Here is a 20,095-nt window from a genome sequence, read left to right as displayed (position 1 = left end):
GCAGGCAGCCGCCAGGGCCTAAGCGCCTGTAAAGCCCGCCTCGGCAGGCGTCTTCCCTAAACGAGCCGCGATCAGCTCCTTGTCCTCCTCGCTGGCCAGGTCGCGCACCCAGGAGACGTAGGTCGGCTCATCGGCGTGCACCTCCTGCGTCAGCGGGTTGCGGCGCGTGCGCACGGCCTTGCGCAGGTGCAGCACCAGCACCACCGCGTTCGCCACCAGGGAGGCGGCCGCGACCAGCAGCATCGCCGTCGGGTTGTGGGCGCTGCGGTGGGCAAAGGCCGAGTCCTGCATGAAGTGCGGGAAGGTCAGCACCACGCCGGACCAGAAGGTCAGGGTGTAGGCCCGGTACTGGATCCAGGAGCCGCGGCCGCACCGCAGGAAGGCCGGGATCGTGCAGGCCGCCAGCAGCCCCACCCCCGAGTACCAGGCCCGGTCCGCCAGGCAGTTGTAGACGTAGGAGAAGTTCCACAGGTCGTAGGCGATGATCCAGCCGATGGTCAGGTCGCCCCACACCAGGGCCCGCTCCTTGCCCTTGGACACGAAGATCCCCACCCAGCCGGAGATCGCCAGCAGGTTCAGGATCCCGGCGACGCCGTTCATGATGTTCCAGGGACCGCCCCAGGTCACCATGCCCTGCGTCGGGTCCACCCCGTGGATCGTGTAGCACTGGAAGTCACGCACCACCGCCTCGGCGATGTTCAGCGCCAGGATCAGCGGCGGGATCAGCAGGTACCAGTGCTTGTGGCGCAGCCGCGGGAACACCTGCAGGGCCACTAGGCTCAGCGACCCGGCCAGCGCCGAGTACTGCTTGACCAGCGGGAACCAGCCTGCCGAGTTCGTCCCCGCCGTCGAGGTCGGCCACCAGAAGACGGTCAGTGTCACGGGGACGACCACGAACACGGCCAGCGCCACCCACAGGCTGCGCTGGGCGAGCCAGGCCGTGAACGCCAGGGCGGCCACCACGAGCACCAGCATCGCGTAGTCCCACCACTGGCCGGTCTCAAAGAAGAAGAGGGTCGGGTAGTCCGGTGGGGTGATGGCGCCCATCAGTCCTGCTCCTTGCCCCAGTCAGGCAGGTAGCTGCGCTCCAGCTTCTGGCGGATCTGCTCCTCCCAGGAGAACTTGGGCTCACGCCAGCCCTCGAAGTAGCTGGTGTCCACCTCCGCCTCCCAGGGGGTGCCGGGGCCGGTGGGCGGCCAGGTGGGGTCGTCGGTGACCGGTGGGCGGATCTCGGCGACGGCGGGGTTGGAGCGGCCGTAGCGGAACCACTGGGTGAAGGTGTCCTCGAACAGAGGGGTGCCGTCGTGGCGGCCGGCCGGGGTGCCGGTGGGCAGGAAGAGGCCCCCGAGCATCCCACGCATGAAGCGGCCGGTGAGCTGCTGGCGCTTGCGGAACTCCAGCACCCGCTTGACGTAGAGGTTCTGCAGGTGGGTCATGCAGCCGCCAATGAACTCGATGTTCACCCAGTTCAGGGCGGTCATGAGCGGGGAGGCAGGCTCGTAGCCGATACGCCAGTGGTTGATCAGGCGGGTGCGGCCACCAGCCAACGGCACCATGTAGAAGCACCAGGCGGCGGCGAAGTGGCGCATCCCGGGGAAGCGGAAGGCGTAGGAGCCGGGCGCCTGGGGCGGGTTCTTGGTGTCCACCCACTGCACCAGGTACTTGCCGGGCACGATGTCCGCCCACTCCATGGACATGCCGTGGAAGTCGAAGGCGGCGATGTCGCCAGGCATCATGGAGTCGGGCTGCTGGAACTCCTCCTGGATCTCGTAGGAGTTGAAGAAGGGCAGCCGGGCAAAGGTCCGCTCCAGGAACTCTGAGGAGAAGGACCCCGACTTCTCCGCCCCGATCTGCTTGAACAGGCGCCACACGGCGTAGGCGGGGGCGTCAATGGTGATGGCGTAGGTGGAGGAGTAGCCGTTGTCGTAGTTGGCGTCGATCAGGTCGTCGCCGGGGTAGCGCCAGTCCTGCTCCGCCTGCGTGGCCTTGCCGGACAGCTGGCTGAAGGCGTACATCCCGGCTAGCAGGGCGCCGCCGCAACCGGCGGCGAGGGCGCACAGACGACGTCGGCTGGTGCTACTGGTCATTTTGGTGGCCTCCTTGGGGCGAGGGGACGCCCGACACCGTCGTCGGGCGGCTGACCCGCAGAACTGGCTGGGAAGAACCTGGGTCCGGGCTGGGTCTAGGTACTAGGATATTCCTCTAAGTCATATAGGGAGCGTCATTCGGAGGCTGACAATGGAGTCACTGTTCCTGTGGGAGCTGGGCACACCGAAGGTCTACCTGGTCTGGGTGGCGGTGCTGGCGGCACAGATCCTGGTGGCTGAGGTCAACCGCCGCTGGAGCTGGACGATCTTCGCCGTGTGGACCGTGGGCGGGATCGCCCTGATGCCCTACGCCTGGATCCACGGCACCCCGATGGTGGGCTGGTTCCCCTTCGGCAAGTACGCGATCATGGTGCTCACCGCCACCATGACCGGCACGGTCCTGGTGTACGCCAAGCGCCACCCGGTCAGGGCCCACCGCTACGCGATCTGGCTGGGGGTGGCGCTGTGGGTCGGCCTGGCCGTCAACATCATGGAGGCGAACATCCGTGACCTGACGATCTTTGCCAACGCGGAGCAGTACTACGCCTGCGGCGCCGACTGGCAGTGCCTCAAGCACGTCAACGACACGCACACCATAGACATGATCGCCGGGCTGCCTGAGGCCCGGGGAGTCACCGCCGAGCTGCACTCCCAGGCCTGGTACCAGGCGGTGGCCGCGAACCTGTCCGCGCGGCACGTGGGTATCGACCCGGAGACGGGCTTCCGTACCATCGGCGGCTACTGGAACCTGCTCTCCGCGGCGGCCGGCCTGCTCAACATCATCACGATCACCGGCCTGGGCAAGATCATCGTGACCTCTCCCGGCAAGCAGAAGGTCCGGGGGCTGATCTGGGCGGACATGGTGTGGCCCTGGGTGATCGCCTACGACCTGTGGAACCACGCCTTCCTGTACAACTCGCTGGCGGACTACACCTGGTACTGCACGCTGGCGCTCCTGCTGGCCTGCACGATCCCGGCCTTCACCTGGGCCAAGGGCCAGTGGATCTGGTTCCGCTGCTTCACGCTCATGTTCTGGATCGCGATGAACACGCTGCTGCCCGAGCTGCTGGTGCCGCCGTCGGACATCTTCAACTTCGCCACCATGGACCCGCGGGCGAATATCGCCTGTGCGGTGGTGGCGCTGGTGGCCAACGTGGCCTTGTTCGCCTACTGGCTGTACAAGGTCGTGGTGTTCAGGAGGAACCCGCTTACCGGGGTCCTGTACTGCGAGCTGGCTGAGTTCCGCGCGATCGTGCGGGAGCACTGCGACGACCGTGACAAGTACTTCCTGGTGGACCGGATCAAGCAGACCCCGGAGGAGCTGGGCCTGGAACCGGACTCCCCGCTGCCGCCAGCGGACGGCTACGTCTCCTACATGCCCTGGTGGGGCAAGGAGGACCGGCGCTACCCCAAGCCGCGCACGCCCCTGGCGGCCGACCCGGCCCTGGTGGAGCGCGGCGTGCGGGCAGAGCCCCAGTGGGAGATGGGTACCAAGCCCTAGCCGTGACCGTGGGCTGGGGTGGCTGGGGCGGCGGACCCTTGCGGCTGGTGGTTGCGGTGGTGCGTCCCCACCCCATCCCGACTTGTGCATTTCGGCGCGAGTGGTGCGGTTTTCCGGCACCACTCGCGCCGAAATGCACAAGTGGAGGCGAAGGGGCTGCCCGGCCGGCCTGCGAGCGCTGCATGGTTGGCTCAAGCCGCTGGCGGTGAACGGAGTCCCGCACGGTGATGTAGGTGCGCTACGCCTGGCCTAGGGTTGGCTCAGGCCGCTGGCGGTGAACGGAGTCCCGCACGGTGATGTAGGTGCGCTACGCCTGGCCTAGGGTTGGCTCAGGCCGCTGGCGGTGAACGGAGTCCTGCACGGTGATGTAGGTGCGCTACGCCTGGCCTAGGGTTGGCTCCAGTATGAACGCGATGAACTCCCTCTTCGGTGACCTGCCGATGCCTGGCGCCAGCAATGCCGGCAATGGCAGCAGCCCCAGCCGCTCCCACGCCTCCGAGTCCTCCCTGCCCCCTATCGCCCCGGCCTCCGGCTGGGATACCGGCTGGGAAGACCTGGAGCCCCCCGCCGATGACGAGTCCCTGCCCCTGGACCCGCAGGCGGCACAGCACTGGGACAGCCCCACGGCCCAGGACTATGACGCGCACCTGGCCGAGGTCTCCGCCCAGGTGGCCCGCGCCCAGGCCCAGGCCGCCGCGGCCCGCGCCCGTGCCACCGGTGAGCCCACCCAAGCCACCGGCTCCACCCCGGCTCCCGGTCTGGACCATGCCCCGGCCAGCACTCCTGCCCCCGGTCGGGCCGACGCCCCGGCCAACCCCCTGTCCAGCCAGCAGGACCCGCTGGTGGAGGGCACCGCCCTGTCCCGCTGGGGCCGGGAGGGGAACCTGACCGTCTCCGACCCCGCCGCGCTGACCCACGGCCTGAACCCCCAGCAGGCCGCCGCCGTCACCCACGCGGGCTCCCCCCTGCTGATTATCGCGGGAGCGGGCTCGGGCAAGACCCGTGTGCTCACCCACCGCATCGCCTACCTGCTGGCCACCGGGCGGGCCCGCGCCGGGGAGGTCCTGGCCATCACCTTCACCAACAAGGCCGCCGCTGAGATGCGTGAGCGCGTGACTGCCCTGGTGGGGCCGGTAGCGCAGCACATGTGGGTCTTCACCTTCCACTCCGCCTGCGTGCGCATCCTGCGCCGCGAGCACGAGGCCGCCTCCCTGCGCTCCAGCTTCTCCATCTACGACGCCGCCGACTCCCAGCGCCTGGTCACCCTGGTGGTCAAGGAGCTGGGGATCGACCCCAAGCGCTTCACCCCCAAGGCATTCGCCCACCGCATCTCGGACCTGAAGAACGAGCTGGTGGGGCCGGCGGAGCTCGCGGAGCGGGCCATCACCTCCAACCCCTTTGAGCGCCACCTGGTGGAGGTGTACCGCGCCTACCAGCAGCGCCTGGTGGCCGCCAACGCCCTGGACTTTGACGACATCATCATGCGTACGGTCGAGCTGCTGCGCTCCCGCCCGGGCGTGGCCGAGATGTACCGGCGGCGCTTCCGGCACGTCCTGGTGGACGAGTACCAGGACACCAACCACGCCCAGTACGTGCTGGTGCGTGAGCTGGTCGGGGGGCCGGGTACCTCGGGGGCGGGCAGCCCCCTGCCTCCGGCCGAGCTGACGGTCGTGGGCGACTCCGACCAGTCCATCTACGCCTTCCGGGGCGCCACGATCCGCAACATCGAGGAGTTCGAGCAGGACTACCCGCAGGCCCGCACGATCCTGCTGGAGCAGAACTACCGCTCCACCCAGAACATCCTGGACGCCGCCAACGCCGTGATCGCCCGCAACACGGGGCGGCGTCCCAAGCGGCTGTTCACCGAGTCGGGAGCGGGCGCACCCGTGACCGGCTACGTGGCGGACTCGGAGCACGACGAGGCCCGCTGGGTCTCCAACGAGATCGACCGCCTGGCTGACACCGCGGGCACCCGCCCGCGCGACGTCGCCGTCTTCTACCGCACCAACGCCCAGTCCCGGGCGCTGGAGGAGGCCTTCATACGGGCGGGCCAGCCTTACAAGGTGGTGGGCGGCACGCGCTTCTACGAGCGGCGGGAGATCAAGGACGCTATCGCCTACCTGCGGGCGGTGGACAACCCGGACGACGACGTCTCGATCCGCCGCGTCCTGAACGTGCCCAAGCGGGGACTGGGGGACAAGGCGGAGGCAGGCCTGGCGGAGCACGCCGCCCGCCACGGGGTGTCCTTCGGGCGGGCGGTGGCCGACGCGGCCGGGGAACCGCGGCCTGCCGCTGCCTCGGGGACGGCGGGTGCCAGCGGGCCGGAGGCGGCTGCTAGGGAGAGGCAGCAGCCGGGTGCGGCGTCGGCGTCGGGCGGCACGGGCGGACCGGACCTGGCCAGCCCCACCGTCGGGGAGGATGACGCCGCGCTGCTGACTGAGCCACCGGCGGTGCTGGGACTCACCAGTCGGGCCCTGAAGCAGGTCAAGGGCTTCCACGAGCTGCTGGTCTCCCTGCGCCACCAGCTGGCTGACGGCGACGGCGTGGCGGAGGTGCTGGACTCGGCCCTGGACGCCTCCGGCTACCTGGCCGAGCTGCGCGCCTCGGACGACCCGCAGGACGCCACCCGGGTGGAGAACCTGGCGGAGCTGCACTCGGTGGCCAGCGACTTCCAGGAGGCTAACCCGGACGGCACCCTGGCCGACTTCCTGGAGCGGGTGAGCCTGGTGGCTGACTCAGACCAGCTGCCGCAGGCCGCCGACCTGGCGGAGATGACGGAGGCTGAGGCCGCCGCAGCCCAGCAGGAGGCGGCCGCCGGGCAGGTCACCCTGATGACGGTGCACACCGCCAAGGGGCTGGAGTTCCCGGTGGTCTTCGTGACCGGCATGGAGGACGGTACCTTCCCGCACGCCCGCTCCCTGGGGGAGGAGACCGAGCTGGCTGAGGAGCGGAGGCTGGCCTACGTGGCCCTGACCCGGGCCCGCGAGCGGCTCTACGTGACCCGCGCGGCGGTGCGCTCCGCCTGGGGGGCCGCCAACGCCATGCCCGCCTCCCGCTTCCTGGATGACATCCCGGCCGAGACCATGGACTGGAAGCGCCTGGCCTCCTCCACCGAGGCCCTGCACGGTGACTCCATGGGCTGGGGCCGGTCCTGGGGCGAGGGGGGCTTCGGCTCGGGCCGGGGGACCTCGGGGCGGCGTGCGGGCGGTTCGGCCTACAGCGAGGACGACGACTTCGCGCCGCCGATCGGGGGCGGTGGGCGCAGTGGCCGGCTGGGGCGGGTGGAGACCGCCAAGGACCGGGCCGCAGCCCGCCGCGCCCAGCGCCTGGAGGCACGTGGCAAGGCGGTGCGTCTGGACGGCTCGGCCGCCCCCGCCACCGCAGGCGGCAGCAAGACGACGGCGTCGGCGTCGGCAGGTGCGGGGGAGGCGCCGCAGTTCCGGGTGGGGGACCGGGTGCGCCACGAGTCCTACGGCGAGGGGACCGTCACGGCGCTGGAGCACCGGGGGCGGGCGCCGGTGGTACACGTGGAGTTCACGATCGACGGCGTGCCTACCACCAAGCGCCTGATGGTGGGCTTCGCCAAGTTCGAGAAGGTCTGACGCGCCGCCCCACCCCCGACTTGTGCATTTCGGCGCGAGTGGTGCCGGAAAACCGCACCACTCGCGCCGAAATGCACAGGTGGAGGCACAAGTTGAGGAGGCGCCCGACGGCGGGGCCTGGGCCCCGTGGGGCTAGCGCGGCTCGGCGATCTTGACGGGGCGGCGCTCGGCCCGGAAGTCGTTGACCGGGTCCTTGGAGGCGTAGCCCAGGGCGAAGCCGGTTATGAGCCGGTAGGCGTGGGGGATCTCGAACTCATCGTTCAGGGGGGTGCGCCAGGCGGCCAGTACGCCCAGGGGGCAGGAGTCCACGCCGCGGGCCTTGGCGGACAGGAACAGGGTCTGCAGCATGATCCCGGCGTCCAGGGCCGCGAAGGGCATCAGGCCCTTGTGCACCAGCAGGAAGCCGATGACCGGCGCGCCGAAGGCCTGGCAGTTGCGCCTGCCTGCCTCGTCCCGGGCCTCCAGGTCGTCGCGGGCGATCCCCATGTGCGCGTACAGGCGACTGCCCAGCTCCTCGGCGTGGGGGCGTAGGTCCTTGGGGTAGCGCCGCCAGACGGGGTAGTCGCCGTCAGGCCGGTCGCCGGAGAAGACCAGCCGGGTCTTGGCGAACAGCTCCTTGTGCTGCACGGCCAGGGTCTTGTCGAACTCCGCCGTGTAGGCGTCACGGAGACGGTCCGCACGGTCGCCGGTGGCCAGGGCCAGCATGAAGGGGCGGGTGTTGGACCAGCTGGGGGCCTGCCTGGCGTCGTCGAGGATCGCGTCCAGGACCCACTGGGGTACGGGGTCAGGGCGGAAGTCGCGCACAGAGTGGCGCGAGGCCACCAAGGTTGACAGTAGCTCAGGGATCACCGGGCCACTTTATGTGCAAAATCCTGACAACTGTCTGATAACACCGCGTTTCTCCGTGACTTTCGCGAGACCGGGACATATGTACCACGAGACCGGTAAGGGTGCCCTAAGCGATGAGGTCTCTCCGGCGCCGCTGGCGCCCTTGGCTACTCGCCTGGCATACCCGACGTGCCCGTCACGCCGGTCGCGCGAGACCGGGACATACTGCTCACGATTCCGGTAAAGGTGTCCTACTGGCCAACGCAGGCGGCTACCTGGTGGGAGAGGCCGGTGTCACAGCCTGCCGCGGACCCGTTCCCGCAGTGCCAGGGCCGCCGCGCCCCGGGCCCAGTCGACCCGATTGTGCTGGCGTACCACCAGGCGCACGGGCTCTGCCTCCAGGCGCCGCACCTGGTTGATGCCCGCCCGCACCTCGTCCTCCAGCAGGCTGGCGACGGCGCTCATCTCCCCGGCGACCACCACCACCTCCGGCAGGCAGAAGGCGGCGGCGGTCCCGATTAGGCGCCCGAGCCGACGCGCTAGCTGGCGGCAGACGGCGACGGCGTCAGCCTCTCCCGCCTGGGCGGCGTCAAGGACCTCCTGCGCCGTGCGGGCCGGGTGGCCCTTGTCGGTCCAGGCCTGCTCCAGGGCGTGGTTTGTCAGGCAGTCCTTCGCGGGCAGCGCGGTGGGGGGCTCGCCGTCGTCTGGCACTGGCACCATGCCCAGCAGCCCCAGGTCGTTGTCCACGGAGGACTGGACCCGGCCCTGGACGACCATCCCGAAGCCGACTCCTGCGCCGACCGTCAGCAGGCAGAAGGTCTGCTGCTCCTTGCCGACCCCGAACCACGACTCCGCCAGCGTGAATCCCCCCAGGTCATTGCCGATGGTGGTGGGCACACCGGTGCGTTCCTGGATCATCTGGGCCAGCGGGACCTGCCGCCAGCCCAGGAACACCGCCTCGGAGGTCAGGCGCCCGTCCGGGCTGGAGCCTCCCAGTGTGAGGCCGATGCAGCTGGGTGGGGGGAGCTGGTCGACTGGCGGGGTGGGCTCGTCGCTGGTCCCGGTGTCGGTCCCACTGCCAGGGCTGACGCCGAAGCGGGAGCCGCTGCTGGTCGCGGTCCCACTGCTGGTCCCGCTGCCGGGGGTGACGCCGGAGCCGGTGCCGGTCCCATTCCCGCTGCTGGTCCCGCTGCTACTGCCAGTGCCAGTACCGACGCCGACGCCAGAGCCACCGCCAGTACCGACGCCGACGCCAGAGCCACCGCCAGTACCGACGCCGACGCCAGAGCCACCGCCAGTACCGACGTCGCTCCCGCTCCCGCTGCTACTACCGCTCCCGTCGCCACTACCGCTCCCACTGCCAGGCTCAGCGGGGGAGGCTGCCGTGCACGCGGTGGCCGTCAGCTCACTGAGGGCCGCGGCCACCTGGTCGGCCACGTCCTGAGGCCTGTGGCTGACCAGGCGGTAGCGCACGGTGGCGACCGGAGCGAGGGACAGGTCGGTGAGCACTGCCGTGAGCGTGGTCCCCGAGAGGGTCACCCCCAGGACGCTCTCGGTCTGGGCGCGCAGCGCCAGCGGTGACTGCGGGCGGCCGGTGCTCGCAACCTGCTCGGTGCGTGAGACCAGGAGCCCCGCCTCCACGAGCGGCGTGGCCAGGCGGGTGATGGAGCCGGGGGAGACGGAGAGCAGCTCCATGAGCGCTGGGCGGGAGAGCTGGCCGTGCTGCATCAGTGCCAGCACCAGGGCGCGCTGGGTGCCGGTCAGGCAGGCCCAGGGCGACGTCGTCGGGCTGTCGGTGGTGGCGCGGGTGCGCGGGCGGTCGGGCGGGGGGTCCTGCGTTGCTGGCTGGGGCATGCCGCCCATCATGCCCGAGCGGTTGCCAGGGTTGGGGCCTCACTTGCGCAGGTGTTTTTTTCGGAGCAAAATAATGCCGTCCGCCCCGCCTGGTGCGGCGGACGGTTCCCCTAGTAGGCAATGACGCGCGGGAGACACACATGACAGCACTGAGCAGGCGCTCCTTCCTGGCGGGCACGGCGCGGGCCGCGGCGCTCGCAGCTGCCGGAGCCACCGTCACCGGTTGCGGTGCGGGCGGTGACGGCAAGGTCCACCTAGAGCTCTTCCAGTTCAAGAGCGAGGCCATCGAGCTCTTCGACCGGATCTGCGCGGAGTTCAACGCCGCCAACCCGGACGTGGTGGTCAGACAGAACTTCCAGGCCTCCAGCATCACCTCGCTGCGGGCCCGCCTGGTCAAGGGAGACGTACCCGACCTGCTCACCATCAACGGCGACTACAGCTACGGCGCCCTGGCAAGGACCAAGATCTTCTACGACTTCCGGCCCTCCGGGCTGCTGGACGGCGTCAACCCGGCCATCGCCTCGATCCTCGACACGCTGGGAACCGGAGGCCAGGGGCAGACCAACGGGATCGCCTTCGCGGACAACGGCTCCGGCATCATCTACAACAAGGACGTATTCGCACAGGCCGGTGTGGAGCCCCCCAGCACCTGGGCACAGCTGATCGAGGTCTGCGAAGAGCTTACGGCCCAGGGCATAAACCCCTTCTACTGGGCCACCAAGGACAGCTGGACCAGCTCCCCGGCCTTCGCCTCCCTCTCCGGCTCCTTCCTTACCGACGGCGTCGCCGCCTGGTACCAGCAGCGCGCCGACCTCGGCTCCGGCACCTCCTTCCGGGAGCTGAGCCCCGTCTTCGAGAAGATGCGCCAGGCCTACGGCTACGGCAACGACGACAAGGCGAGCCTGGGCTACAACGACGGCAACCAGGGCTTCGCCCAGGGCAAAGGCGCCATGTACTGGCACGGAACCTACGCCATCCCCGCGATCCGCTCCTACAACGAGGACATCAACCTGGGCACCTTCGCCGTCCCCGCGGACTCAGCCGCCGACACCAAGGTCGTCTCCGGCGTGGACGTGGCCTTCACCATGGGCAAGGACCCCAAGCACCCGGAGGAGTGCCGCCGCTTCCTGGAGCACGTCCTGGCCGCAGAGAACATGCGCGCCTACTGCCAGGAGCAGGTGGCCTACCCGACCCTGACCAGCCTGTCCGCCCAGGACCCGGCGCTGGTAGGGCTGCAGCCCTACTTCGACCAGGGGCGCGTGGCCACCTACTCCGACCACAGCTTCCCGCCCGCCATCACCTTGAACGCCTACCTGCAGCAGTTCCTCTTCAGTGGGGACGTGGACCAGCTGGTGTCCACGCTGGACAACCGGTGGGACAAGGTCATCCGCCGTGTCAAAGAGTCCGAGTGAGCCAGGAGCAGACAGATGAGCACATCAGTCAAAGCCGCTGAGGCCCCCGCCCGTACCAACCGCCCAGACCGTCCCGACCGTCCCACTCAGGGCAGCCGCCCCCGGTCCCGGAAGGTGGACCCGGCATTCATCTGGATGACGGTTCCCGCCGCCCTGGTCTTCACCGTCCTGCTCACCATCCCCCTGCTGACCGGGTTCTTCTACACCTTCACCAACTCGAAGGGCTACGGCGACTGGCACTTCGTGGGGCTGGCCAACTACAAGAACCTCCTGAGCGACGAGATCATCTGGCAGTCCTACCTGTTCACCTTCAAGTACGCGATCGTCGCCTCGCTGCTGACCAACCTGGTCTCCTTGGGGCTGGCCCTGCTGCTCAACGCCAAGATCAAGGCACGCAGCCTGCTGCGTGGGGTCTTCTTCATCCCCTACGTCCTGCCGGTCCTGGTGGTGTCCTACATCTTCAGCTACCTGTTCACCAACAACCTGCCCCTGGTCGGCAAGGCCCTGGGCTGGGAGTGGCTGAGCACCTCCCTGCTTGCCAACGAGTCCCTGGCCTGGCTGGCGGTCGTGCTGGTGGGCGTGTGGCAGACGGTCGCCTACAACACCATCATCTACCTCGCCGGGCTCCAGACGGTCCCCGAGGAGATCTACGAGGCCTCCGCCCTGGACGGCGCCGGGCCCGTCAGGCGCCTGTGGTCCATGACGCTGCCGCTGATCATCCCGTACATGGGCATCAACATGGTGCTGTCCTTCAAAGGCTTCCTGGGGGTGTTCGACCAGATCGTCGCCCTGACCTCCGGCGGCCCCGGCACCGCCACCCAGTCCATCTCCTACCTCATCTTCACCAACGGGTTCCAGGGCGGTGAGTACGCCTACCAGACGGCCAACGGCATCATCTACTTCCTGATCGTGGTGCTCCTGTCCTTCGCCCAGCTGCGTTTCACCCAGAGCCAGGAAAGGGTCTGAGCCATGACGTCCACAACCGCCACCACCACCGCAGCCCCGGGGACGGGGACCACCGTGACCCAGGACCGGCAGCGTCGTCGTCGGGAAACAGCCTTAGGGGGAACCAACTGGTGGGCGACCGCCCTGGCGGTGGTCCTGAGCCTGACGATCCTCGTGCCGCTGTACTTCACCGTGGTCACCGCCTTCAAGACCCCGGAGGAGCTGGCCGCCTCCGGCTGGGCGCTGCCCCGCTCCCTGAGCCTGAAGAACTTCGCGACAGCCTGGGAGCTGACCTCCTACCCCAAGCGGCTGCTGACCTCCGCGGTAGTCACTGTGGGGGCCACGGTCCTGACCCTGCTGACCAACTCCATGGTGGCCTACGCCCTGGGGCGCAACCTGCACTGGCCCTGGTTCCGACGCCTGTACTACTACTTCGTGGCGGCGCTGTTCGTTCCCTTCCCGATCATCATGCTGCCGGTGGTCAAGGAGACGGCCTTCCTGCACCTGGACAACGAGGCGGGGCTGATCATCCTGTACGTGGTCTACGGGCTCGCCTTCAACATCCTGCTGTACACCTCGTTCATCAAGTCCATCCCCGAGGAGCTGGAGGAGGCCGCGGCCATTGACGGCGCCTCCCGCTGGCAGATCTTCTGGAAGGTGGTCTTCCCGCTGCTGACCCCCATGAACGCGACCGTGGGGATCCTCACCTGCCTGTGGGCCTGGAACGACTTCCTGCTGCCCCTGGTCATCCTCACCGACCAGACCAAGGCCACGCTGCCACTGGCCCAGTACGTGTTCCAGAGCCAGTTCAACACGAACTACCCGGTCTCCTTCGCCTCCTACCTGATGGCGATCGCGCCCATGTTCCTCGTCTACGTCTTCTCGCAGCGCTGGGTCATCTCCGGCGTCATGCGCGGCTCGCAGAAGTGAGCCGGGACGGGGGGCGGCCAGGCCCAGGCCGCTGCCTGTCCACCGGTCAGTCCCAAGCAGCCTAGGAGTCTCCATGGGCTACCCGCTCCTTGTCCCCAGCCCGCGCCACGTAGGGGAGGAGCCTGGGTGGTGGCGGCGCGCCGTCGTCTACCAGGTCTACCCGCGCTCCTTCCAGGACACCGACGGCGACGGCGTCGGCGACCTGCAGGGGGTGGTCTCCCGGCTGGACTACCTGGACGCCCTGGGCGTGGACGTGGTGTGGCTGAGCCCGGTGTACCGCTCACCCCAGGACGACAACGGCTACGACATATCCGACTACGAGGACATCGACCCGGTCTTCGGCTCGCTGGCGGACCTGGATGAGCTGGTGGCCGGGCTGCACCAGCGGGGCATGCGGCTGGTCATGGACCTGGTGGTCAACCACACCAGTGACGAGCACCCCTGGTTCCAGGCCGCTAGGTCCTCCAGGACGGACCCCCAGCGGGACTGGTACGTCTGGCGCCCCGCCCGGGAGGTTCATGGCCTGGAGCCGGGGGAGCCGGGCACGGAGCCCACCAACTGGGGCTCGGCCTTCTCCGGGTCGGCTTGGCAGTGGGACGCGCGCACGGGCGAGTTCTACCTGCACCTGTTCTCAGCCAAGCAGCCTGACCTGAACTGGGAGAACCCGCAGGTCCGGCAGGCCGTGTACGACCTGATGGGACGCTGGCTGGACCGGGGCGTGGACGGCTTCCGCATGGACGTCATCAACCTGGTCTCCAAGACCTACCCGCTGGCGGACGGCCCCCAGGGGCCGGGGGACCGGTACGGCTCAGGTTTCGAGGCGGTGGCCAACGGGCCGCGTGTCCACGAGTTCCTGGCGGAGATGAACCGTGTGGTCTTCCAGCCGCGCCACCGGCACGTGCTGACCGTGGGTGAGACCCCGGGCGTCACCCTGAGCGAGGCCCGCCGGTACACCGACCCGGGCCGGGGTGAGCTGGACATGGTCTTCCAGTTCCAGCACGTGAGCCTGGCGGAAGGCCCCGGGGGCAAGTTCGACCCCCGGACTGTTGACCTGCGGGCCCTCAAGGAGAACCTGGCTGCCTGGCAGGAGGCGCTGGCGCCCGTGCGCGACGCCGCCGGGCACCTGGTGGCCGAGGTCGGCTGGAACTCCAGCTACTGGGACAACCACGACCAGCCGCGGGCGGTCTCCCGCTTTGGCGACGCCGACCCGGCGTGGCGCAGTATCAGCGCCAAGACCCTGGCCTCCGTGCTGCACCTGCATCGCGGCACCCCCTACGTCTACCAAGGGCAGGAGCTGGGGCAGACCAACACCGGCCTGCGCGGGATCGACAGCTACCGTGACCTGGAGTCCGTGAACTACTACCACGAGCGCGTGCGCCAGGGCGAGGAGCCGGAGGCCGTCCTGGCCCGGATGGCCCCGAACTCCCGGGACAACGCGCGCACGCCGGTGCAGTGGGACGCCACGGAGGCGGCTGGATTCACCACCGGCACCCCTTGGATAGACGTCACCGCCAACTACCCGCAGGTCAACGCCGCGGCGCAGGTGGGGGTGCCCGGCAGCGTGTTCGAGCACTACCGGGCCCTGATCTCCCTGCGGCACAGCTGCGACACCGTGGCGCTGGGGAGCTTCCGGCTGCTGGCTGCGGATGACCCCACCTCCTGGGTGGTGCTGCGCGAGCACCGGGACGCGAGCGGGCAGGTGCAGGTGCTGCTGCTGGCCTCGGTCACGCGGGCGGGCCTGGACCTGACGGAGGGGTCGGCGCTGCGGACCCGCCTGGCTGCGGAGGGGGTGGACCTGGGCGAGTGGGAAAGCGCGGAGCTGCTTCTGCAGGCCAGCCTGCCTGCTCCTGCGGCTGGGGCCGACGGCGTGGGCTTTCCCGGGCACTTGGCAGGCTGGGACTCGGTGGTGCTGCGTCGCCGCCTCTGAGGTGGTGCCTCCCAGGTGGTCGCGTGTGTGCGTCCCACCGGTCTCGTGGTACCGATGTCCCGGTCTCGCGAGACCGGGACATCGGTACCACGAGACCGGGACATATGGCTCACGAGACCGGTTAGGTAAGCCTAATATGGTGGTTTCAGGGGGTGGGTGCGAGGGGTTTGTTGTTGTGTGTTTGCAGCAGCTCGTTGAGCTTTTCTGCTGGTGTGGCTCAGCCTAGGGTCTTGCGGGGGGCAGGTGCTGGGCGTAAGGCGTCCGGTCCCTCCCCGCAGCCGCCGCTGGCATGAAGACGCGGTGGGGCCGGGCCTGGGCATAAGGAGGCGGTCCCTCCCCGCAGCCGCCGCTGGCCTGAGGGCGTGGTGGGGCCGGGTTTGGGCGCGATCCTGGTTCTGGGGCGGGCGGGTGGAGATACCGGGTCCTTCCAGCCCGTCCACGCAGCCCTGCCCCAGTCCCATGCCCCGCAGCCTGCACCGGTGCGAGCCCGTATGCACCCCGCCCCGCACAGCCACCCCGCCTCCACCAGCACCCGGACGACGGTGAACGGGGCGGAGGTGTCCAAATTGATGACCAACAGCCCGGAGCGCCGCGCGCGATCCGCATGATTCCGCCAATCCTGCCCAGCCGCACAGGGCCGATAACGGCCTTGGTCACCAGTCCGGACACCTGTCCGCCAGATCCCCCCTCAAGGCGCCCTCAAGACACTGGCAAGGTACCCTAAGCGTCGGTGCAGGCTCCGGGATTCAGTGGCGCGGCCGGAAGGTGGAGTCGTCCAGCGCGCGCAGCACGCGTGCCGGGTTGCCCACCGCCACCACGTCTGGGGGTACGTCACGGGTCACGACGCTGCCCGCCCCGATCACCGAGTTGCGGCCGATCCGCACCCCGGGGCACACGATCACCCCGCCCCCGAGCCACACGTTGTCCTCCAGCACGATCGGGTCGGCGGACTCCACCCCGGCGGCCCGGGGGGAGGGCTCCAGGGGGTGGATGGGGGTGAGCAGCTGGCAGTGGGGGCCGATCTGGCAGCGGTCGCCGATGCTGATGGGGGCGACGTCGAGCGCGGTGAGCCCGTAGTTGATGAAGGTCCCGGCGCCGATGCTCAGGTTCTCCCCGTAGTCCACCCACAGGGGCGGGCGGACCGTCGCCGTCGGGTGGGCTGCGGGCACGGCCTGGCGCAGGTGCTCCCCGGCCTGCGGGTCGCCGTCGATAAAGGCCTGCTCGTAGCGGGCCAGGGCGCGCCTGGCGCGGGCGCTGACGGTCTCGTTCTCGGCGTCGTCGGAGACGTACCAGTCTCCGTCCCGCATGCGTTGGCGGTTGGAGCGGCCGTCCTGGCTGAGGTAGCGGGCGGCGTCCGGGAAGGGCCCGGGAGCGCTGGGCGGGGGCGGGCTGGGTGCTTGTGAAGGCCTCGTACTGCTCATGGGCTGATTGTCCTGGAAGCGGCCAAGGCCGTGGGGCGGTCAGCCGTCAGACCTGTGCAGGCCCACCAGTACGTGGAGGAGCCAGGGTGGGGCCTGCGGTCGACGGCGGGGTGGGCAGGTGGCCGAGCCGGTGCTTTACCGGGACGTTGACTGTTTCCAAGGAAGTTCTCAGCCAGTGCGGGGGCGTTCTCCCAGTTGAAGGGGCTTACATAGTTGTCACCACCGGACGGCAGCCTCCTAGAGGGTTGGGGAACCTGATGAAGGGTTGCTGCTGAGTGTCCTACCGGGTTTAAGGGAGCCTGGTGGCCACGTTCTGGTGAAGCAGGAGCCGCTCCTCGCGTGTCATGGGAATCGCGCGGGTCGCAGCCATGGCTCCTGACGACGAGGGCCCGTGGGCCGGGAGGGATCCCGGCCCACGGGCCACAGTCTTTCCTGGACGAGCGCAGTTCGAGTTATCAGTGCGAATGTGTGTGGTTCGGGGGGATCGGGGGTTATCGGCGCGAATGTGTGTGTGATTCGGGCGTGTCGTGGGGGTTAGTGGGGTCGTCCTGCCCAGCCTTCTTTCCCAGGCCCGCCAGTTCCGCCTGGACCGGCACAGTCTTGCCCAGATCAGGTGAGTTTGGCTGCCCCCTGCTGGGCGCGTGCGGGCGCCCTCCGGTGAGCGCCTTCTGGGGCCCGGGCGGGCGCGTTTTGTCACTGGCGGAGGATTAGAGCACCTCTCTGGTTTTGGGGTGGGGGAGTTTTTGGCTTGATTCCGCGGTGGTTAAAGGATCAGCGGTCGGTGTCAGGGCTCTTAGCCCTCCGCCAGTGACAGTTCCCGCTCTGCCCAGCCCACCAGGGGCAGCCGGGGCCGCAGGGGCACCAGCCCCGTACTCACACAGACACACCGAGCCCAGCAGGGAGCAACCGGTCCCACAGGCCCCTCCGGCACATGGGCCGGAGGGGCCTGACAAGCGGGCCAGGCCCCCGGTCAGCGGTCCGTGGTGCCTAAGGGGCTGGCGCGGCGTCCACGGTCTCGCGGAAGTCCGGCACCTGCTCTATGGACAGCACCCCGGAGTTCTGGCTCACCAGCGGGATCGCTCCGCGCAGGCCCATCCACCACTGGTCCAGGGGGCGGCGGGCCTCCAGGTCCAGGTCCTCCTCCATGCGCTCCAGCGGACGGGCGGAGAGCCGCCCCTCCATGATGCCCACGTAGGAGGAGCGGATGCTGCCCTCAGACAGCCGCTCAGCCAGCAGCCCCAGGGCGTGCGCCACCAGTTTGGTGGCCATGATCCGGTCGAAGGGGGTGGGGTCACCACCCTGCTGCAGGTGCCCGATCACCGCCTGGCGCACGTCGTACAGGCCCCGGCCCTCCTCCGCGAAGATGTGGGCCAGCACGTCCGTGGTGTAGCCCTCGGAGGCCCGCTCGTTGCGGATCGCCAGGTAGAGCCGCCGCCCGGAGCGGAAGGCCTCCACCATCCGCTGGGAGTCCGCGGCCAGGGTCTGCAGGTCCAGCGGGTCCTCGTTGAGGTACACCCGCTCAGCGCCCGTGGCGATACCCGCGGCCAGGGTCAGGTAGCCGCACTTGCGGCCCATCATCTCGGCCACGAAGCACCGCCGGGAGGCGGAGGCGGACAACTTGATGGCGTCCAGGGCGTTGACCGCCTGGTTCAGGGCGGTGTCCGAGCCGATCGCCAGCTCGGAGCCCGGCAGGTTGTTGTCGATGGAGGCGGGCACGCACACCACCGGGATCTTGAAGGCGGGGTAGCGGTCCCGCTCGGTGACCAGCCGGTGGGCGGACAGGTAGGCGTTGTAGCCCCCGATCACCAGCAGCGCGTCAATCCTGTTGAGCTCGATCTGCCGACCCAGCGCGTAGAGCTGCTCGATCGTGGGCACGTCCCGGTGGGTGCCCAGCTCGGCCCCGCCGTCGCCGACCCAGCCCTCCACGTCCGCCCAGGTCAGCTCGCGCACCCGCCCGTCGATCAGTCCGGGGAAGCCTCCCTCCACGCCCAGCATGTTGAAGCCGTGGTCCAGGCCCAGGCGGACGGCGGCCCGGGCGGCCGTGTTCATGCCCGGGGCCAGGCCCCCGGCGTGGATGATCGCCACCCGCTTGAGGCTGGTGCCTGCCGTGGCGGCGGGCTCCAGGGCCGGGGGAGTGGAGAGGGTCTTGAAGATCGAGGTCATCCGCTGGAAGGAGGAGCCGCGGGCGGCTACCGCTGCGTCGTAGTCGCCGTCCTTGATGAACTGGGCGACGGCGCGGGTGGCCCGCACCTGCTCCATCATCGGCAGGCTCCGGATCCGGTTGTGCCGCTCGGCGATGATGACGGGCTCGGAGTCGGGGCTGGCGGTAAGCACCTCGCGGGCGGCGGCCGCCCCGAGCAGGGTGGACATCCAGCGGTCGTAGGCGGAGGGCTTGCCTCCGCGCTGCACGTGCCCCAGGATCGTCACGCGCGCGTCCTCACCCAGACGTTCGGACAGGACGGCGGAGACGTCGGCAGCGGTGATCCGGTTGCCGTCCCGGTCCGTGGCGCCCTCGGCCACCACCACCATCGACTCGCGGCGTCCGGCCGCCCGTCCCTCCCGCAGCTTGGCGCACATGTCTTCAGCCCAGTCGGCGGTGGGCATCTCCGGTACCAGCACGTAGTCGCAGCCACCGGCGACGGCGGCCATCAGGGCCAGGTAGCCGCAGCGCCGCCCCATAACCTCGACCACGAAGGTGCGCTGGTGGGAGGCGGCGGTGGAGGAGATGGCGTCGATGGCCTCCAGGATGCGGTGCAGGGCGGAGTCCGTGCCGATGGTCATGTCGGCACCCACCAGGTCGTTGTCGATCGACCCGACGATCCCGGTAACCATCAGCACCGGGTGCGCGTCCGCGACCTCCTGGCTGATCTCTCCACGCTCCACCAGGGATGCCAGCAGCTGGGGCCAGTTGGTGCGGAACTCGTCAGTACCGGTGAGCGAGCCGTCCCCGCCGATCACCACCAGCCGGTCGATGCCGTGCTCCAGCAGGTTGCGGGCCGCCCGCATTTGGCCCTCCAGCTCCCGGAACTCCGGGCAGCGGGCGGTGCCGATCACGGTGCCGCCCCGGTGCAGGATCGAGCCCACGGAGTCCCAGCCCAGGGGACGGATGCCCTCACCCCCGGACACGGCCCCGGCCCAGCCCTCCATGACGGCATAGGGGCGCGCCCCCATGCGCAGGGCGGTGCGCACCACGGCCCGCACGGCCGCGTTCATTCCCTGGGCGTCACCGCCGGAGGTGAGCACCCCGACGCGCACCCCTTGGCCGTCAGGGCCGAGAGCCGGCTGGGTGAGCTCCTCAAGGGTGGTGGGTGTGGGGGCGACGGCGGGCATGTGGGTCCTTCCGGTGGGCGTGGACAGGGTGTGCGCCTGGCGGGCCAGGAGCGCACGGTCCCCATTGTGGTGCAGCGGGCCTCCGGCGTCATGCTCCGGGCCTGCGGAGCGCCGGGTGTGGGCGGGCGCGTCCGGTGCTCGGACCGGGCCGTCCTCCCTCCGGCGGACCTTGGTCCCGATTCGGCCTGCAAACTTGCCCCGGATGTGGGCTAGGTCGCGTTACGCTCCTGAGTGGGTGGGCACGCCTGCGCCGGGACG

Annotated in this window: 12 protein-coding genes; 6 read left to right on the top strand and 6 right to left on the bottom strand. The window is 69.6% G+C overall.

The features are described from left to right. Positions 1 to 18: 18 nt before the first annotated feature. A complete protein-coding gene (locus JG540_RS07635) occupies positions 19 to 1,047 on the bottom strand; it encodes a DUF5692 family protein (RefSeq protein ID WP_200275088.1) in 1,029 nt (342 codons plus the stop codon). After that, positions 1,047 to 2,087 carry a hypothetical protein gene (locus JG540_RS07630; protein WP_200275086.1) on the bottom strand — a complete coding sequence of 347 codons (1,041 nt, stop codon included), beginning with the start codon at positions 2,085 to 2,087 and terminating at the stop codon, positions 1,047 to 1,049. Before JG540_RS07630 ends, JG540_RS07635 begins: the two co-directional genes overlap by 1 nt. A gap of 151 nt (positions 2,088 to 2,238) precedes the next feature. Here JG540_RS07630 and JG540_RS07625 point away from each other — a divergent pair, with 151 nt between their 5' ends. Both JG540_RS07625 and JG540_RS07620 read left to right on the top strand, forming a co-directional pair. Further along, the gene (locus JG540_RS07625) at positions 2,239 to 3,588 is read left to right on the top strand and encodes a DUF5692 family protein (RefSeq protein ID WP_200275084.1); all 1,350 of its coding nucleotides are present in this window, start codon (positions 2,239 to 2,241) and stop codon (positions 3,586 to 3,588) included. A gap of 404 nt (positions 3,589 to 3,992) precedes the next feature. Further along, positions 3,993 to 7,190 (top strand): ATP-dependent helicase, encoded by a 3,198-nt coding sequence (locus JG540_RS07620; protein ID WP_200275082.1) that lies wholly within the window; start codon positions 3,993 to 3,995, stop codon positions 7,188 to 7,190. A gap of 132 nt (positions 7,191 to 7,322) precedes the next feature. Here the strand turns inward: JG540_RS07620 and JG540_RS07615 are convergent, their stop codons facing one another. Then, positions 7,323 to 8,039: a nitroreductase gene (locus tag JG540_RS07615; RefSeq protein WP_200275080.1), complete on the bottom strand. Its 717-nt coding sequence runs from the start codon at positions 8,037 to 8,039 to the stop codon at positions 7,323 to 7,325. A 273-nt stretch (positions 8,040 to 8,312) separates the two neighbouring features. Next, positions 8,313 to 9,872, bottom strand: coding sequence for an ROK family protein (locus JG540_RS07610; protein ID WP_200275078.1), 1,560 nt, complete (start codon positions 9,870 to 9,872; stop codon positions 8,313 to 8,315). A 140-nt stretch (positions 9,873 to 10,012) separates the two neighbouring features. Between JG540_RS07610 and JG540_RS07605 the strand changes: the two genes are divergently transcribed. The 4 genes from JG540_RS07605 (at position 10,013) to JG540_RS07590 (ending at position 15,086) form a co-directional block, all read left to right on the top strand. Then, complete coding sequence (locus JG540_RS07605; protein ID WP_200275076.1) at positions 10,013 to 11,284, top strand: ABC transporter substrate-binding protein; 1,272 nt, start codon at positions 10,013 to 10,015, stop codon at positions 11,282 to 11,284. 15 nt (positions 11,285 to 11,299) lie between these two features. Next, complete coding sequence (locus JG540_RS07600) at positions 11,300 to 12,250, top strand: carbohydrate ABC transporter permease (protein ID WP_234042742.1); 951 nt, start codon at positions 11,300 to 11,302, stop codon at positions 12,248 to 12,250. A 3-nt stretch (positions 12,251 to 12,253) separates the two neighbouring features. After that, positions 12,254 to 13,159: a carbohydrate ABC transporter permease gene (locus JG540_RS07595; protein WP_200275074.1), complete on the top strand. Its 906-nt coding sequence runs from the start codon at positions 12,254 to 12,256 to the stop codon at positions 13,157 to 13,159. Positions 13,160 to 13,232: 73 nt separating this feature from the next. Then, a complete protein-coding gene (locus JG540_RS07590; RefSeq protein ID WP_200275072.1) occupies positions 13,233 to 15,086 on the top strand; it encodes an alpha-glucosidase in 1,854 nt (617 codons plus the stop codon). A 746-nt stretch (positions 15,087 to 15,832) separates the two neighbouring features. Here the strand turns inward: JG540_RS07590 and JG540_RS07585 are convergent. Both JG540_RS07585 and JG540_RS07580 read right to left on the bottom strand, forming a co-directional pair. Then, positions 15,833 to 16,507: a sugar O-acetyltransferase gene (locus JG540_RS07585; RefSeq protein ID WP_407648310.1), complete on the bottom strand. Its 675-nt coding sequence runs from the start codon at positions 16,505 to 16,507 to the stop codon at positions 15,833 to 15,835. 987 nt (positions 16,508 to 17,494) lie between these two features. Continuing rightward, on the bottom strand, positions 17,495 to 19,837 hold the full coding sequence (locus JG540_RS07580) for a 6-phosphofructokinase (RefSeq protein ID WP_200275071.1): 2,343 nt from the start codon (positions 19,835 to 19,837) through the stop codon (positions 17,495 to 17,497). Between the last annotated feature and the right edge of the window lie 258 nt (positions 19,838 to 20,095).

The sequence above is a fragment of the Actinomyces weissii genome (genome assembly GCF_016598775.1).
GTDB classification, from domain to species: domain Bacteria; phylum Actinomycetota; class Actinomycetes; order Actinomycetales; family Actinomycetaceae; genus Actinomyces; species Actinomyces weissii.
Note: the sequence above shows the minus strand (reverse complement) of the source record. Positions and strands in the feature narration are given on the sequence as shown.

Bases quoted from the DNA above. Each gene is read 5' to 3' on its own strand.
- JG540_RS07595 (WP_200275074.1), top strand. From the start codon at position 12,254: ATGACGTCCACAACCGCCACCACCACCGCAGCCCCGGGGACGGGGACC.
- JG540_RS07580 (WP_200275071.1), bottom strand. From the start codon at position 19,837: ATGCCCGCCGTCGCCCCCACACCCACCACCCTTGAGGAGCTCACCCAG.
- JG540_RS07635 (WP_200275088.1), bottom strand. From the start codon at position 1,047: ATGGGCGCCATCACCCCACCGGACTACCCGACCCTCTTCTTCTTTGAG.
- JG540_RS07605 (WP_200275076.1), top strand. From the start codon at position 10,013: ATGACAGCACTGAGCAGGCGCTCCTTCCTGGCGGGCACGGCGCGGGCC.
- JG540_RS07585 (WP_407648310.1), bottom strand. From the start codon at position 16,507: ATGAGCAGTACGAGGCCTTCACAAGCACCCAGCCCGCCCCCGCCCAGC.
- JG540_RS07610 (WP_200275078.1), bottom strand. From the start codon at position 9,872: ATGCCCCAGCCAGCAACGCAGGACCCCCCGCCCGACCGCCCGCGCACC.
- JG540_RS07630 (WP_200275086.1), bottom strand. From the start codon at position 2,087: ATGACCAGTAGCACCAGCCGACGTCGTCTGTGCGCCCTCGCCGCCGGT.
- JG540_RS07620 (WP_200275082.1), top strand. From the start codon at position 3,993: ATGAACGCGATGAACTCCCTCTTCGGTGACCTGCCGATGCCTGGCGCC.
- JG540_RS07600 (WP_234042742.1), top strand. From the start codon at position 11,300: ATGAGCACATCAGTCAAAGCCGCTGAGGCCCCCGCCCGTACCAACCGC.
- JG540_RS07590 (WP_200275072.1), top strand. From the start codon at position 13,233: ATGGGCTACCCGCTCCTTGTCCCCAGCCCGCGCCACGTAGGGGAGGAG.
- JG540_RS07625 (WP_200275084.1), top strand. From the start codon at position 2,239: ATGGAGTCACTGTTCCTGTGGGAGCTGGGCACACCGAAGGTCTACCTG.